14 protein-coding genes are annotated in these 14370 nt (G+C 75.0%); 9 read left to right on the top strand and 5 right to left on the bottom strand.

Annotated elements, in window-relative coordinates; genetic code table 11:
* The first annotated feature begins 646 nt into the window (after window positions 1-646).
* From ACZ7N4_RS21550 to ACZ7N4_RS21535, 4 genes are all read left to right on the top strand, one after another.
* Entirely contained in the window at window positions 647-1192 is a 546-nt protein-coding gene (locus ACZ7N4_RS21550) for a SixA phosphatase family protein (RefSeq protein ID WP_471359979.1), read from the top strand.
* Window positions 1193-1226: 34 nt separating this feature from the next.
* Window positions 1227-1856, top strand: a complete 630-nt coding sequence (locus tag ACZ7N4_RS21545) for a YigZ family protein (protein ID WP_471359977.1) — start codon at window positions 1227-1229, stop codon at window positions 1854-1856.
* Between the two features lie 104 nt (window positions 1857-1960).
* A complete protein-coding gene (locus ACZ7N4_RS21540; protein ID WP_471359975.1) occupies window positions 1961-3124 on the top strand; it encodes an exonuclease SbcCD subunit D in 1164 nt (387 codons plus the stop codon).
* On the top strand, window positions 3121-6114 hold the full coding sequence (locus tag ACZ7N4_RS21535; RefSeq protein ID WP_471359973.1) for an AAA family ATPase: 2994 nt from the start codon (window positions 3121-3123) through the stop codon (window positions 6112-6114). Before ACZ7N4_RS21540 ends, ACZ7N4_RS21535 begins: the two co-directional genes overlap by 4 nt.
* A 50-nt stretch (window positions 6115-6164) precedes the next feature.
* On the opposite strand, the gene ACZ7N4_RS21530 is transcribed toward ACZ7N4_RS21535, so the two are convergent.
* Window positions 6165-6611: an Lrp/AsnC family transcriptional regulator gene (locus ACZ7N4_RS21530; protein WP_471359971.1), complete on the bottom strand. Its 447-nt coding sequence runs from the start codon at window positions 6609-6611 to the stop codon at window positions 6165-6167.
* 94 nt (window positions 6612-6705) lie between these two features.
* Here ACZ7N4_RS21530 and ACZ7N4_RS21525 point away from each other — a divergent pair, with 94 nt between their 5' ends.
* The 5 genes from ACZ7N4_RS21525 (at window position 6706) to ACZ7N4_RS21505 (ending at window position 10397) form a co-directional block, all read left to right on the top strand.
* Window positions 6706-7182, top strand: coding sequence for a rhodanese-like domain-containing protein (locus ACZ7N4_RS21525; RefSeq protein ID WP_471359969.1), 477 nt, complete (start codon window positions 6706-6708; stop codon window positions 7180-7182).
* A gap of 83 nt (window positions 7183-7265) precedes the next feature.
* The gene (locus ACZ7N4_RS21520; protein WP_471359967.1) at window positions 7266-7802 is read left to right on the top strand and encodes a GNAT family N-acetyltransferase; all 537 of its coding nucleotides are present in this window, start codon (window positions 7266-7268) and stop codon (window positions 7800-7802) included.
* A gap of 82 nt (window positions 7803-7884) precedes the next feature.
* Window positions 7885-8529, top strand: coding sequence for a histidine phosphatase family protein (locus tag ACZ7N4_RS21515; RefSeq protein ID WP_471359965.1), 645 nt, complete (start codon window positions 7885-7887; stop codon window positions 8527-8529).
* Window positions 8530-8646: 117 nt separating this feature from the next.
* Entirely contained in the window at window positions 8647-9300 is a 654-nt protein-coding gene (locus ACZ7N4_RS21510; RefSeq protein WP_471359963.1) for a response regulator, read from the top strand.
* Complete coding sequence (locus ACZ7N4_RS21505; protein ID WP_471359961.1) at window positions 9297-10397, top strand: sensor histidine kinase; 1101 nt, start codon at window positions 9297-9299, stop codon at window positions 10395-10397. Before ACZ7N4_RS21510 ends, ACZ7N4_RS21505 begins: the two co-directional genes overlap by 4 nt.
* A gap of 86 nt (window positions 10398-10483) precedes the next feature.
* Here the strand turns inward: ACZ7N4_RS21505 and ACZ7N4_RS21500 are convergent, their stop codons facing one another.
* From ACZ7N4_RS21500 to ACZ7N4_RS21485, 4 genes are all read right to left on the bottom strand, one after another.
* Window positions 10484-11722, bottom strand: a complete 1239-nt coding sequence (locus tag ACZ7N4_RS21500; protein ID WP_471359959.1) for a cytochrome P450 — start codon at window positions 11720-11722, stop codon at window positions 10484-10486.
* 36 nt (window positions 11723-11758) lie between these two features.
* Window positions 11759-13150, bottom strand: a complete 1392-nt coding sequence (locus tag ACZ7N4_RS21495) for an NAD(P)/FAD-dependent oxidoreductase (RefSeq protein ID WP_471359957.1) — start codon at window positions 13148-13150, stop codon at window positions 11759-11761.
* Window positions 13140-13370, bottom strand: coding sequence for a ferredoxin (locus ACZ7N4_RS21490; protein ID WP_388328053.1), 231 nt, complete (start codon window positions 13368-13370; stop codon window positions 13140-13142). The genes ACZ7N4_RS21495 and ACZ7N4_RS21490 overlap by 11 nt, the downstream gene beginning before the upstream one ends.
* 154 nt (window positions 13371-13524) lie before the next feature.
* The gene (locus ACZ7N4_RS21485; protein ID WP_471359955.1) at window positions 13525-14229 is read right to left on the bottom strand and encodes a hypothetical protein; all 705 of its coding nucleotides are present in this window, start codon (window positions 14227-14229) and stop codon (window positions 13525-13527) included.
* Window positions 14230-14370 lie beyond the last annotated feature (141 nt).

The raw sequence follows: 14370 nt of genomic DNA, 5'->3' as shown, positions 1-14370 counted from the left end.
GGGGCCGGGGCGGGGGCGGGGCGGCCGAGGGCGCCGCCGGTGTCGGCCGGAGGGCTGAGAGCGCGCCCGGCGCCGGTGCCGGTACCGGTGCCGGCAGGGAGACGCCGGGCGGAGCCGGTGCCCGCTCGGGCGGGGCGCCGGTGGGACGCGGCGGGGCCGCTGGCGACGGCGACCGAGAGGATGCTCCTGGTGCTGGTGCTGGTGCTGGTGCCGGTGCCGGTGCCGGTGCCGGTGAGCGTTCCGGTCCCGGTGTCGTCCCCGACCGGACCGCCGACCCCGCTCCCCCCTCCACGCTCCCGCTGCTCCTGTCCGACCCCTCCGTCCTCCGTCTCGCCCTGCTGGCCGTCCCGCGGAGCGAACCCGCGCGGCTGGGCCCCGCCGCCCTGGACGACGCCGCGCGGAGCCTCGCCCGTTGGCGGCGGGCCGTCGCCGGCTGGGCCCGGCGGCCCTCCCGGCCGGTGCCCGCCGAGGTGCGGGACCGGCTGCGCGCCGCCTGGGAGGACGACCTGGACCTGCCCGCGGTGCTCGGTGTCCTGCGCGAGGTGGCGAGCGCGCCCGGCATCCCGGACGGTGCCCGCTTCGAGACGTACGCCTACGCCGACCGCCTGCTCGCCCTCGACCTCGCGAGCGACATCGGGGGTCCGGCGTGAACCGGCGGGCGGGGACCGGTCCGCTGCGCCGGCTGGTGGTGCTGCGGCACGCGAAGTCCGCCTGGCCCGAGGGCGTCGAGGACCACGACAGGCCCCTCGCGCCGCGCGGGCTGCGCGACGCCCCGGCCGCCGGACGCGCCCTCGCCGCCGGCACCCTGCCCGACCTCGCCCTGTGCTCCACCGCCGTACGCGCCCGCCGCACCTGGGAGCTGGCCTCCGCGGAGTGGGCCACCCCGCCGCCGGTGCGACACGACCGGCGGCTGTACGCGGCGAGTGCGCGGCAGCTGCTGGAGGTGGTGCGCGAGGTGCCGGCAGAGGTGCGGACACTGCTGCTCGTCGGACACAACCCGGGCCTGGAGGACCTGGTGGGGGCGCTGGCCGCGGACGGCCTCGACGACACGCTGGACCGGGTCCGCGCCAAGTTCCCCACCGCCGCGATCGCCGTGCTCGCCTGGCACGGCACCGGCTGGCCGGACCTCGCCCCGGGCGGCGCCCTGCTCACCTGGTTCACGGTTGCGCGCGGGACGAGGAAGAAGGACTGACCGGGGGCTTCCGGCGCTCGCATAGGCTGGCGGGATGCAGGACGAGTACCGCACAGTCGCCCGCGCGGGCGTGCACGAGACCGAGATCAACCGCTCCCGCTTCCTGTGCGCCCTCGCCCCGGCCGCCACCGAGCGGGAGGCCCAGGACTTCGTCGCCGCCGTGCGCAAGGAGCACGCCGACGCCACCCACAACTGCTGGGCCTACGTCATCGGCGCCGACGCCTCCGTGCAGAAGGCCAGCGACGACGGCGAACCGGGCGGCACCGCCGGCGTGCCCATGCTGCAGATGCTGCTGCGCCGCGACATGCGGTACGTCGTCGCCGTCGTCACCCGCTACTACGGCGGCGTCAAGCTCGGTGCCGGCGGACTGATCCGCGCCTACGGCGGTTCCGTGGGCGAGGCCCTCGACGCGCTCGGCACGATCACCCGGCGCCGCTTCCGGCTGGCCACCGTGACCGTCGACCACCAGCGGGCGGGGAAGGTGCAGAACGACCTGCGCGCCACCGGCCGCGAGGTGCGGGACGTCCGCTACGGCGAGGCCGTCACCATCGAGATCGGACTGCCGGACGCCGACGTCGACGCCTTCCGCGGCTGGCTCGCCGATGTGACGGCGGGCACGGCCGGCTTCGACCTCGGCGGCGAAGCCTACGGCGACGCCCGATAATTGGCGCTAAACGGACATAACGCTCTTGTGGGGGAGGGGTGATGGCGGCCGGGTGCGGGCGAGACCGCCCGTGATGTCCGACCCGGCCGTTAGTCTCGGGGCTCATGAGACTCCTGCACACGTCCGACTGGCATCTCGGCCGGGCCTTCCACCGGGTGAACCTGCTCGGGGCCCAGGCCGAGTTCATCGGTCACCTCGTCACCACCGTGCGTGAGCGCGAGGTGGACGCGGTGGTCGTGTCGGGCGACGTGTACGATCGCGCGGTGCCGCCGCTCGCCGCGGTCGAGCTCTTCGACACCGCCCTGCACCGCCTCGCCGACCTCGGCGTGCCCACGGTGATGATCTCCGGCAACCACGACTCGGCCCGCCGCCTCGGCGTCGGCGCCGGACTCATCGGCCGCGCGGGCATCCACCTGCGCACCGAGCCCTCCGCCGCCGGCACCCCGGTGCTCCTGGAGGACGCCCACGGCGAGGTCGCCTTCTACGGCCTGCCGTACCTCGAACCGGCTCTGGTGAAGGACGAGTTCGGCGTCGACAGGGCCGGCCACGAGGCCGTGCTCGGCGCCGCCATGGACCGCGTCCGCGCCGACCTCGCCACGCGCGCGCGAGGCACGCGTTCCGTCGTCCTCGCCCACGCCTTCGTCACCGGGGGCCAGGCCAGCGACAGCGAGCGGGACATCACCGTCGGGGGAGTGGCCGCCGTACCGGCCGGAGTCTTCGACGGCGTCGACTATGTGGCGCTCGGCCATCTGCACGGCTGCCAGACCCTCACCGAGCGCGTGCGCTACTCCGGCTCGCCGCTCGCCTACTCCTTCTCCGAGGCCGGCCACCGCAAGAGCATGTGGCTGGTCGACCTGGACGCGGACGGCTCGGTCACCGCCGAACGCGTCGACTGCCCGGTGCCCCGCCCGCTCGCCCGCCTCCGCGGCACCCTGGACGACCTCCTCGCCGACCCGGCGCTGATCCGTCACGAGGACGCCTGGGTCGAGGCCACCCTCACCGACCCGGTCCGCCCGGCCGACCCCATGGCCCGGCTCACCGAGCGCTTCCCGCACACCCTCAGCCTTGTCTTCGCCCCCGAACGCGCCCCCGAGGAGGCCGGGGTGTCGTACGCCCGGCGCCTCGCGGGCCGCGGCGACCAGCAGATCGCCCAGGACTTCGTCACCCATGTGCGCGGCGCCGCACCCGACGAGCGGGAGGCGGCCGTGCTGCGCGAGGCGTTCGACGCCGTACGCGCCGACCACGCCGTGCGGGAGGTGGCCCGGTGAGGCTGCACCGGCTCGACGTCACCGCCTTCGGGCCCTTCGGCGGCGCCCAGACCGTCGACTTCGACGCGCTGTCCGCGGCCGGCCTGTTCCTGCTGCACGGCCCCACCGGCGCCGGCAAGACCTCCGTCCTGGACGCCGTCGCCTACGCCCTCTACGGCAGCGTCCCCGGTGCCCGGCAGAGCAGTCAGGGCATGAACCTGCGCAGCGACCACGCCCAGCCGGGCACCCGCACCGAGGTCCGCCTCGAACTCACCGTCGCCGGACGCCGGCTGGAGATCACCCGGCAGCCCCCGTGGGAGCGGCCCAAGCTGCGCGGCACGGGCCTGACGGTCGACAAGGCCCAGACCTGGCTGCGCGAGTACGACGCCCGGGCCGGCACCTGGAAGGACCTCAGCCGCTCCCACCAGGAGATCGGCGCCGAGGTCGAGCAGCTGCTCGGCATGAGCCGCGAACAGTTCTGCCAGGTCGTCCTGCTGCCCCAGGGCGACTTCGCCCGCTTCCTGCGCGCCGACGCCGAGGCCCGGAGCAAGCTGCTCGGCCGCCTCTTCGACACCCGGCGCTTCGCCGACGTCGAGAAACGCCTCGCCGAACGCCGCCGCGCCGCCGAGACACGCGTGCGCGAGGGCGACACGGCCCTGCTCGCCGACGCCCACCGCATGCAGCAGGAGGCCGGCGACGCCATGGAGCTGCCCGAGCTGGCCGCCGGCGAGCCGGGCGTGGCCGAGGCCGTCCTCGGCGCCGCCGCGGTCGCCCGCAGCACCGCCCGGGAACGCCTCACCGTCGCCCACTGCCGGCTCTCCGCCGCCGAGTCCGCCCACACCGCTGCCCGCAGCGCCCTGGAAGAGACCCGCGAACTCGCCCGCATGCAGGAAAGGTTCGCCGAGGCCCGGCAGCGCGCCGAGCGCCTCCGGGAACGGGCCGGCGCCCACCGCGAGAACCAGGAGCGCATGGAGCGGGCCCGCAAGGCGGAGGCGGTCGCACCCGCCCTGGAGCTGCGCGAGGAGACCGAGAGGGAACACCGCCGGGCCGCCGCGGCCGAGGCGCACGCGCGTGCGCTGCTCCCCGACGCCCACGCCGACGCCGGCGCGAGTTCACTCGCCGCGGCCGCCCGCCGGGCCGCCGAGGAACTGGGCGGCCTGGACGCGGCCCGGCGCGCCGAACGGCGGCTCGCCGAACTCGCCGAGGAACGCGCCGGACTCGACCGTCAGGAACGCGCCGACGACGACGTGCTGCGCGAGGCCGAGGCCTGGCTCGCCGGCTGGGACACCGCCCGGGCCGCCCTCCAGGCCCGCCTGGACTCCGCCCAGGAGGCCGCCACCCGCGCCGAACAGCTCGCCGTCCAGCGTGAACCCATGCGGCGGCGGCTCGACGCGGCCCGCACCCGCGACCGGCTCGCCGCCGACCTCGACCAGGCAGGGCAGCGCGCACAGGCCTCCCGGCAGCGCGCCCTCGACGCCCGCACCCACTGGCTCGACCTCAAGGAACAGCGGCTGAACGGCATCGCCGCCGAGCTGGCCGCCCACCTCGCCGACGGCGAGCCCTGCGCGGTCTGCGGGGCCACCGACCACCCCGCCCCCGCCCGCAAGGTCGCCGGACACGTCGACCGCGAGACCGAGGACCGCGCCCTCGCCGCCCACCAGCGGGCCGAGGAACAGCACACCGAGGACGAGCGGCGCCTCGGCACGGTCCGTGAGGCCCTCGCCGCCGCCACCGCGGAGGCCGGTGACACCCCCGCCGACCGGCTCGCCACGGAGGCGGAGCACCTGGAGCAGGAGTACGCCCGGGCCCGCCGCGAGGCCTCCGCGCTGCACGCCGCCCAGCAGGAGCTGCGGCGGGCCGAGCAGGAGCGCGAGCAGCGGCTCGCCGACCGCCAGCAGGCCGCCGTACGGGCCGCCTCCCGGCTCACCCGGCGGGAGACCCTGGAGCGCGAACAGGCTTTGCTCGAAGCGGAGTTGGAGCAGGCTCGGGGCGGCGCCGACAGCGTGGCCGCGCGCGCCGCGCAACTGGAGCGGCGGGTGGCACGGCTCACCGACGCCGCCGACGCCGTGCGCGCCGCCGAGGACGCGGCCCAGCGGCTGAAGGACGCCGACGCCCGGCTCGCCGACGCCGCCTACCGGGCCGGCTTCGACACCCCGCAGGCCGCCGCGGCGGCCCTTCTGGATCCCGCCGCCCACCGCGAGCTGCAGCACCGCCTCGACGCCTGGCAGCAGGAGGAGGCCGCCGTCCGCGCGGTCCTCGCCGAGCCCGGCACCGCCGCGGCCGCCCAGCAGCCGCCCGCCGACCCGGCCGCGGCCGAGCGCACGGCGGCCGCCGCGGAACGCCGGCTGCGCGAGGCCGTCTCGGCGCGCGACGCCGCCGCCCGCTGCTGCGCCGAACTGGACCGCCTCTCCGCCCGCGCCGCCGAGGCCGTACGCCGGCTCGGCCCGCTGCGCGAGGAGTACGACCGGGTGGCCCGGCTCGCCGCCCTGACCGCGGGCACCTCCGCCGACAACGAACGCCGGATGCGCCTGGAGTCGTACGTCCTCGCGGCCCGGCTCGAACAGGTCGCCGCCGCCGCGACCGTCCGCCTCCAGCGCATGTCCTCCGGCCGCTACACCCTGGTCCATTCCGACGACCGCACCGGGCGCGGACGCAGCGGGCTCGGGCTGCACGTGGTGGACGCCTGGACCGGGCGGGAGCGGGACACCGCCACCCTGTCCGGCGGCGAGACCTTCTTCGCCTCCCTCGCCCTGGCCCTCGGCCTCGCCGACGTGGTCACCGACGAGGCGGGCGGCGTCCGGCTGGACACCCTCTTCATCGACGAGGGCTTCGGCAGCCTGGACGACCAGACCCTGGACGAGGTCCTGGACGTGCTCGACAGCCTGCGGGAACGGGACCGCAGCGTCGGCATCGTCAGCCATGTGCCCGACCTGCGCCGCCGCATCCACGCCCAGCTGGAGGTGGTGAAGGACAGATCGGGCTCGACCCTGCGGCACCGGGGCGTGGCCTGAGGCCGTTCGGGGCCCTGGCGCTGCCCTGGTGCCCTGCGTGGCCCGGCGGCCTAGCGGCCCAGCGGTCGGCGGGCCAGCGGGGACGAGTACACCACGCTGGTGGTCACCGAACCGAGCGCGCCGATCCTCCCCGAGACCTCCTCCAGGTGGGACATCGACCGGGCGGTGACCTTGATGACGAAGCAGTCGTCGCCCGTGACGTGGTGCGCCTCCAGGATCTCCGGCGTCGCCGCGACCAGGTCGTGGAACGGCTTGTAGTTGCCGTTCGGGTAGCGCAGCCGCACGAACGCCAGGATCGGCAGGCCCAGCCGCTCCGGGTCGACCACCGCCGCGTACCCCTGGATGACGCCCGCCTCCTCCAGCCGCCGGACGCGTTCGGTGACGGCGCTCGGCGACATGGACACGGCGCGCGCCAGCTCGGCGTAACTGGCCCGTCCGTCGCGCTGGAGGACTTCGAGGATGCGCCAGTCGGTGGCGTCCGGGGAATACACGGTCATCCCGGATGGATAGCAGGGGAATCCCCGGCCCGGCAAGGGAAGGCCCGGGGATCTCCGCTTCTGGGAGCGGTCCGCGGACCGTAAATTCTCCGTCATGATCGACACGGCTTCCGAGAACTCCGTCCTGCGCGCCGCCCCCGCCGCTCCCGCCGAGGCCGCCGCCTACTTCCGCGCGAGCCTCGCCTTCCACGCCGACGTCTCCGACGTCGCCGCCGCGCTCGCGGCCGGTGGCGACCCCGGGTTCGTCGTGGTCGACTCCCGTTCCACCGAGTCCTGGGACCAGGGCCATGTCCCCCGCGCGGTCCACCTGCCCACCGCGCTCATCCCGGAGCAGGCCGGACAGCTCCTCGACAGGAGCGTGCCGGTGGTGACGTACTGCTGGGGCCCCGGCTGCAACGGCGCCACCCGGGCCGCCCTCGCCCTCGCCGAACTCGGCTACCAGGTGAAGGAGATGCTCGGCGGCTTCGAGTACTGGACGCGTGAGGGCTTTTCCTATGAGACCTGGCAGGGCACCGCCCGCCGGGACACCGACCCGCTGACCGCACCGGTCGACGGCGACTGCGGCTGCTGACGCCGCACCCTCCGGCGCGCGGCACTCGGTCGCCCGGGGGAACCCGGGTGGGGCCGGCGCCCCCGGCCGGGTACAGTCGGGCAGTGCCCGAGCTGAAGCGGCTGCACGCCAGCCACGCCCCCGCGGTCCTGGACTTCGAGCGGTCGAACCGCGCGTACTTCGCCGCCTCCGTGCCCGACCGCGGCGACGCGTACTTCGACCAGTTCACCGACCGGTACAACGCCCTGCTGGCCGAGCAGGAGGCCGGCGTCTGCGCCTTCTACGTCCTCCTCGCCGAGGACGGCTCGGTGCACGGCCGGTTCAACCTGGTCAACATCGAGCACCAGACGGCGGAACTCGGCTACCGGGTCGCCCAGCACGTCACCGGCCGCGGGGTGGCCACCGAGGCCGTCCGGGAGCTGTGCCGCCTGGCCGCACAGCGGCACGGACTGCGAGCCCTGCGGGCGGCCGCCACCCACCGCAACGCCGCCTCCCACCGGGTGCTGACCAAGTCCGGGTTCGTCCCGATCGGACCGGCCGACCCCGCCGAACTCGGCGGTGAGCCGGGTACCTGGTACCAGTGCGACCTGGCCATGCTCCGGGCCCGCACCGGTGAGAAACCCGCCGACCGGCGGGGGTGATCCGGCCACCTGCCGGAGGTTGCCCAGGCACCTTCCCTGGGATGTGGAGTGCAGGGGAAAACCTCGGAGAAGGAGGTCGACGGTGACGGTGCGACTGACGATGCTCTGCGCGACCGCCGCGGACAGCGGCCCTGACCGGGTCTTCGGCGACGCCGCCCTGACCGAGGGCCGCCGGCGCGAGCTGGCAGCGGTGAAAGCGACCCTCCCGCCGTACCCGCCGGCCCTCCGGGGCCCTTCCGTCCGCTGCGCCCAGACCGCGGCGGCTCTCGGGATCGAGGCCCTGCCCGAGCACGCCCTGCGCGACCTGGACCACGGCACCTGGGACGGCCGCTCCGTCGAGGACGTCGCGGCCGAGGACCCCCACGGCCTCTCCGCCTGGCTGACGGATCCGGACGCCGCACCGCACGGCGGTGAGTCCGTCCGCGCGCTGTGCCGCCGTACGGCCGCCTGGCTGGACGCGCTGCCCGCCGGCCCGGGCCCCGTCCTCACGATCACCGAGGCGTCCGTGATCAGAGCCGCGCTGGTCCACGCCCTGGCCCTGCCCGCCCGCGCGTACCGGCAGCTGGAAGTGCCGCCCTCCTGCCTGGTCACGCTGACCCTGCGCGACGGCCTGTGGAGCACCCGGCTGGGCCGGCTCGCCGTCCCGCAGCGCCGGCAGCCGCCCGACGGGCCGGCGACCGTCGCGGTGCTGACCCTGCCGGCCACCCGGCGGCCCGCGATCGCCTGATCACGGCACCCGGGCCCACGGCGCCTGTCCGTACCACGCCCGGCACCTCGCCCGGCGGCGAAGCGGCCCCGGGCGTGGTACGAATCGGACAGTGGTGCCGTACAGGCTGGAGCGCGCGTGATCCGGGTACTGGTGGTCGACGACGAAGCCCTGATCCGCACGGGCTTCCAGCGCATCCTCGCCGCCGCCGACGGCATCGAGGTCGTCGGGGCGGTGTCCGGCGGCCAGGCCCTGCGGGCGGTGCGCGAGCAGCGCCCCGACGTGGTCCTGCTGGACATCCGGATGCCGGACGTCGACGGGCTCACCGTCCTCGAAGACATCCGCCGGCTCCCCGAGCCTCCCGTCGTGGCCATGCTGACCACCTTCGACATGGACGAGTACGTGGAGACGGCACTGCGCTCGGGCGCCGCCGGATTCCTCCTGAAGGACACCGACCCCGAGGCGCTGCCCCTGGCCGTGCAGAGCCTGGCCCGCGGCGGCACCGTGCTGGCCCCCAAGGTCACGCGCACCGTCGTGGACGGCTATCTGAGCGCCGGAGGGCAGGAGCGCCCGCCGAAGGCCCTCGACCGGCTGACCGGCCGCGAGCGCGAGGTGCTCGTCCTCATCGCCGAGGGCCTGTCCAACACCGACATCGCCTCCCGGATGCACCTGAGCACCGGCACGGTCAAGGACCACGTCAGCGCGATCCTCACCAAGCTGGAGGTCAGTGGCAGGGTGCAGGCCGCCCTTTTCGCCCAGCGGGCCGGGCTCCTCACGGAGGAGACCGGATGACCCGCCGCCCGCCCCCGCTGGTGCTGGACGGCGTGGCGGTGACCATGGCCCTGCTCGACGTGTGGGCCCACTGGGACATCGACGAGCCGCTGCGGATGGCCTGCGCCCTGGCCGCCGCCGTCGCCCTGCTGCTGCGGCGCCGGCTGCCGCTGCTCACCTTCCTCCTCGCCCTGCCCGCCGTCCTGTTCTCCGACGCGGTCGTCGCCTGCCTGGCCGCGCTGTACACGCTCGCCTCGCTCAGCCGGCCGGGGACGCTGCTGGTCCTGTGCGTCCCGGCCTTCGCGCTCAGCGACACGCTGTCCCTGCCCTCGCCCGCCCTCGATCCGAGCAGCACCCGGACGCTGATCGCGTTCGGCTACAGCGCCGCCACGGCGGCCGCCGCCGTCTTCCTCGGACAGCTCGTGCGGACCCGGCGCGATCTCTCCCTGCGGCTGACCGAGATCTCCGAGGCCCGGGACCACCAGCAGCTGCTGACGGCCCAGGCCGTCCTGGCCAGGGAGCGCGCCCAGCTGGCGCGGGAGATGCACGACGTCGTCTCGCACCAGGTCAGCCTGATCGCGGTGCGCGCCGGAGCGCTCCAGGTCGGCGCGCCCGACGCGGAGACGAAGGACGCCGCGGCGACGATCCGGCGGCTGAGCGTGCAGACGCTGGACGAGCTGCGCCACATGGTCGGGGTCCTGCGCGCCTCCGGCGGCCAGCCCACGGAGCTGACCCCGCAGCCGGCGCTCAACGACATCCGCAGGCTCGCCGACGGCTGCGGCATCGAGACCGAGCTGCGGATGGACCTGCCCGAAGGCCTCCCGGCCACCGTCCAGCGCGCGGTCTACCGCACGGTCCAGGAGGCCCTGACCAACACCCGCAAGCACGCCCCAGGCGCCACCGCGCGCATCGACCTGCTGCACACCGACGGTTCCGTCCGCGTCCGGATCACCAACACGGCGCCGACCCAGCCGCCCCTCCCGCTGCCCGGCGCGCACCACGGCTTGATCGGTCTGCGTCAGCGCGCGGAACTCCTCGGCGGCACCATGACCTCGGGCCCGACGCGCGACGGCGGGTACGAGGTCTGTGTGGTGCTGCCGGCGGAGGTCAGGGAATGACGCGGGTCACGGACCGACGCAGGACGCGGGCCGAGGGCTGACGCACGGCACAGGTCACGGACGGCCGCGGCGCCGGGACGGCGGGCTCAGCGCAGTCCCTCGAAGGTGATCCCCAGGTGCCGGGGGCCACGCAGCACCGCGTTCTGCCGGTAGGGCGGCGGGTCCTCGACCAGGCGGGGGCTCTCCAGCCGCCGGGCCAGTTCGGACAGCGCGATCTGCGTCTCCAGCCGGGCCAGCGGAGCGCCGAAGCAGCTGTGGATGCCGCTGCCGAAACCGAGGTGCTGGATGTCCCCGCGGTCCGGGTCGAACCGCTCGGGGTCCTCGAAGCGCTCCGGGTCACGGTTGCCCGCGGCCAGCACCAGCCAGATCCGCGAGCCCTTGGGGATCGTCACACCGCGTACCTCGATGTCGCTGATGCAGGTGCGCTGCGGCACGAGCTGCACCGGCGGCTCGTACCGCAGCAGCTCCTCCACGATGTTGACCGACAGCCCCGGGTCCTCCCGCAGCCGCCCCAGGTACTCCGGGTGGCGCAGCAGGGTGAGCATGCCGTTGGTGATCAGGTTGACCGTCGTCTCGTGCCCGGCGATCAGCAGCAGCACCGAGGTGCTGAGCACCTCCATCATCGTCATGGCGCCGTCCGGGCCCCGGCTGTTCACCAGGTCGGACAGCATGTCGTCCCGGGGCTCCCTGGCCCGCTCCTCGACCAGCCCCGCCAGGTACATGCCGAGCTGCATGCGGGCTTCCAGCGCCGTCTTCTGCTGGTCGGATTCCTCGCCCCGGCCGGCGGCGGGGTCGAGGCTCGCCACCAGCGGGTCGACCCAGGTACGGAACTTCGGCTCGTCCTCCCGGGGCACCCCGAGCAGCCGGCAGATCACCGTCACCGGGAAGGGGTAGGCGAACTGGTCGACCAGGTCGATCTGCCGGGCGTCGCCGAAACCGTCGATCAGCTCGGTGACGATGTCCCGCATCTGGCCCCGCATGTTCTCGACCCGCCGCGGCCGGTGCGGCGGCCCGAACGCGCCGTTGGCGATCCGCCGCAGCCGGTCGTGCTCGGGCGGGTCGAGGCGCAGGAAGGACGGCGGCAGCCCGCCCGTCTCCTCCGACTGGTCCAGCGCGTCGTCCCCGGCGGCGGCCAGGTTCGCGGCATCGGAGCTGATCCGGGGATCGTGGAGGAGCGCCTTGATGTCGTAGTAGGAGCTGATGAGGTAGGGGCCGTCCTCCTCCTCGTGGAGCACCGGTGTCCTGCGGAGTTCCTCGTACACCGGATACGGGTTGGCGCGGTTCGCGAAGTCGGTGATCTGGCGCAACATCGAGGCGTGCGGCATGGCGGGTCCTTGGGGCGTCGAGGCCGTCGGCGGCGGTCAGTGGCGGGCGGGGTGGAAGACCAGCTGCTGGTCGGCCGGCGAGTAACCGCTGAGGGTCACCATGGGGCCGTGGGTCGGCAGGGACGGGTCCGGGAACCGGGCGTCCACGGGCTGCCGGCCCTCGGGCCGCCGGTCCGTCGTCGCGTACTCCACCGGGAACGGCGCGCCGCGCTCGATCTCCCGCTGGTAGAACTCAAGCCACCGCGTGTTGTCGAAGGTCACGGCGGCCACGATCCGGTCCTGGTGCCCGTAGACGGCGGCGAACCGGCGCTCGGCCAGCGAACCCTGCGTGACCATGAGCTGCTCGCCCATGGGCGGCACCCCGACCGACTTGATGTTCACACCGAACATCGAGGACCAGAAGGCCGGCATCCACAGGTGCGGGCGCCGTTCGGCGCCGTGGCAGATCATGTTGTGCGCGGCGGTCTCCGCCTGCGCGACGGCGTTGCCCCAGTGCTCCAACGAGAGGAACTGGTAGCCGAAGAGCGCGTGCGGGGAGCGCGCCACGTCGCCCGCCACGAACACGTCGTCCGTGACGATGCCCCGGAAGTCGAAGGCCCGGCAGCCCGCGTCGCAGGCGATGCCCCGGGGTCCGGCGCCCAGCCCCGACCCCTCCAGCCACTCGGTGTTCCGCAGCGATCCCAGCGAGACCACGACCACGTCCGCCTCGACCACGCTCTCGTCGGACAGATGGACCGCCCGTACCCGGCCGGCCGAGTCACCCTCCAGCGCGGTCACCGTGACATGGGTGCGCAAGTCCACCCCGTTCTCCGTCTGCAGGTCGGCGGCGACCGCGCCGACGACCCCGCCGAGCGCGCCCACCAGCGGGGCGCCCGCGCGTTCCGCGACGGTGACCGGCAGGTTCATCTCCCGGCACGCCGAGGCCACCTCCGAACCGGCGAACCCGGCGCCGATGACGAACACCCGGCGCGGCCCCGCCTTCAGCCGCCGGTACAGGTCGGCCGCGTCCTCACGGGTGCGCAGCAGGCAGACGCCGTCCAGCCGGGCCTCCTCCGGCTTCGGCCACGGCCGGGCGCGCACCCCGGTCGCGATGAGCAGCCGGTCGTACTCCACCTCGTCCCCGTCGGCCAGCCGCACCCGCTTGGCGGTCAGATCCAGACCGGTCGCCGCGACGCCGAGGCGCCACTTGGCGTCGATCTCCCGGCGGTGGGGCAGCTCGGTGTGGTGCGGGGACGCCATGCCCAGCAGCACGGACTTGGACAGCGGCGGCCGGTCGTACGGCTCGTACGGCTCGTCCCCGATCAGGGTCAGTTCACCGGTGAAGCCCTCGGCGCGCAGCGTCTCGGCGGCCCGCAGGCCGGCCAGCGAGGCGCCGACGATCACGATCCGGCCCTCGCGCCGGAGCCACTCCATGTGGTCAGCGGCCATCGGACGCCTCCCGGACCTCGCCCACGCGGTCCAGTCCGTCGGCGGTGATCGCCTGCACCGGGCACGCGGCGACGGCACGGGCCAGCCGTTCGCGCTGCTCCTCGTCGGCGCGGGGGTTGTAGATCAGCGACTCCTCGCCGTGCATGGCGAAGACGTCGGGCGCGAGGAACGCGCACTGCGCGTACCCCTGACACTTGTTGAGATCGACGACGAGCCGCATCGACGCTCCGCCCTTTCCGATGGCCAGGTCCGCCCGTCCCACGCGGCTCGCGCGGGCGGCTGCGGACGGCGGTCGTCCCCCCGCACGCCAGCATGCGAGCCGGGGTGGGGCGTCCGCGCGCCGGGCACGCCGATCGAGTGAGCGGCCGACGGCCCTACACGGGATCCGCAGGGGTCCGGGCGCCCCGGCCCGCCGTCAGGATGTGCACGCTGAGCAGCAGCGACCACGCGGGGAAGACGAGTTCCGCCCAGGGCACGTTCGAGGAGGCGAACAGCAGCGTCAGGGCGGTGAGGAGGCCGAGGACCGTGAGCCAGCGGGGCAGGATCCTGAGGCGGCGGCCGATGACCGACATGGAGGACACGAAGACGGCCGCCATCCGCATGGCGTACTCCGTCATCAACGTGAACGCGAAGTGGCGGCCGAAGTCCCAGGTGCCGGGCACCGGCGGCAGGTCGGCGGGATGGTCCACGACGAGCACGGCGCTCGCCGCCGCGGCGGCGCCGAACAGCGTGGCGGTGAACACCAGCCCGCTGCCGAGGAAGACGGTGGCGAGGAACCTGTCCTCGCCCGCGCCGACGTGCGCGCGGATCACGCCGATGAACCACAGGAAGAAGATCCCGGCGAACGGCACGAGCGCGAGGGCCGCCCGCAGCGCGTTCCGCCGCGTCGCGTCCGTGAACCCGGTCGCGGCGGCCGCGTCGGCGCCCTCCGGGATCCCGATCCTGACCAGGACCATCGCCGCCGCCAGGAGCAACGCGAAGACCACTCCGGCCAGCCCCGCGGCCCGCGGCGTCCGCAGGGTCCGCGGCCCGGTCCCCGTCTCCTCCCGCCGTCCCGTCCCCGTTCCCGTCTCCTCCATGTCCGGCCCGCCTTCCGCATCGGCCCCCGGCACCAGCTAGCCGCCTGCGCCCCGCCCGCGCCAGCGGGGGACGCCCGTACGGCCGAGGACCGTTCCGCGGCCCGGGCACGCCACCGGCGGGGACCGCGCGGTTACGACCGC

Source organism: Streptomyces sp. NPDC107654 (genome assembly GCF_055639035.1).
This window is presented reverse-complemented; position numbering and strand designations above follow the sequence as displayed.

Bases quoted from the DNA above. Each gene is read 5' to 3' on its own strand.
- ACZ7N4_RS21545 (WP_471359977.1), top strand. From the start codon at position 1,227: ATGCAGGACGAGTACCGCACAGTCGCCCGCGCGGGCGTGCACGAGACC.
- ACZ7N4_RS21540 (WP_471359975.1), top strand. From the start codon at position 1,961: ATGAGACTCCTGCACACGTCCGACTGGCATCTCGGCCGGGCCTTCCAC.
- ACZ7N4_RS21530 (WP_471359971.1), bottom strand. From the start codon at position 6,611: ATGACCGTGTATTCCCCGGACGCCACCGACTGGCGCATCCTCGAAGTC.
- ACZ7N4_RS21525 (WP_471359969.1), top strand. From the start codon at position 6,706: ATGATCGACACGGCTTCCGAGAACTCCGTCCTGCGCGCCGCCCCCGCC.
- ACZ7N4_RS21505 (WP_471359961.1), top strand. From the start codon at position 9,297: ATGACCCGCCGCCCGCCCCCGCTGGTGCTGGACGGCGTGGCGGTGACC.
- ACZ7N4_RS21500 (WP_471359959.1), bottom strand. From the start codon at position 11,722: ATGCCGCACGCCTCGATGTTGCGCCAGATCACCGACTTCGCGAACCGC.
- ACZ7N4_RS21495 (WP_471359957.1), bottom strand. From the start codon at position 13,150: ATGGCCGCTGACCACATGGAGTGGCTCCGGCGCGAGGGCCGGATCGTG.
- ACZ7N4_RS21490 (WP_388328053.1), bottom strand. From the start codon at position 13,370: ATGCGGCTCGTCGTCGATCTCAACAAGTGTCAGGGGTACGCGCAGTGC.
- ACZ7N4_RS21485 (WP_471359955.1), bottom strand. From the start codon at position 14,229: ATGGAGGAGACGGGAACGGGGACGGGACGGCGGGAGGAGACGGGGACC.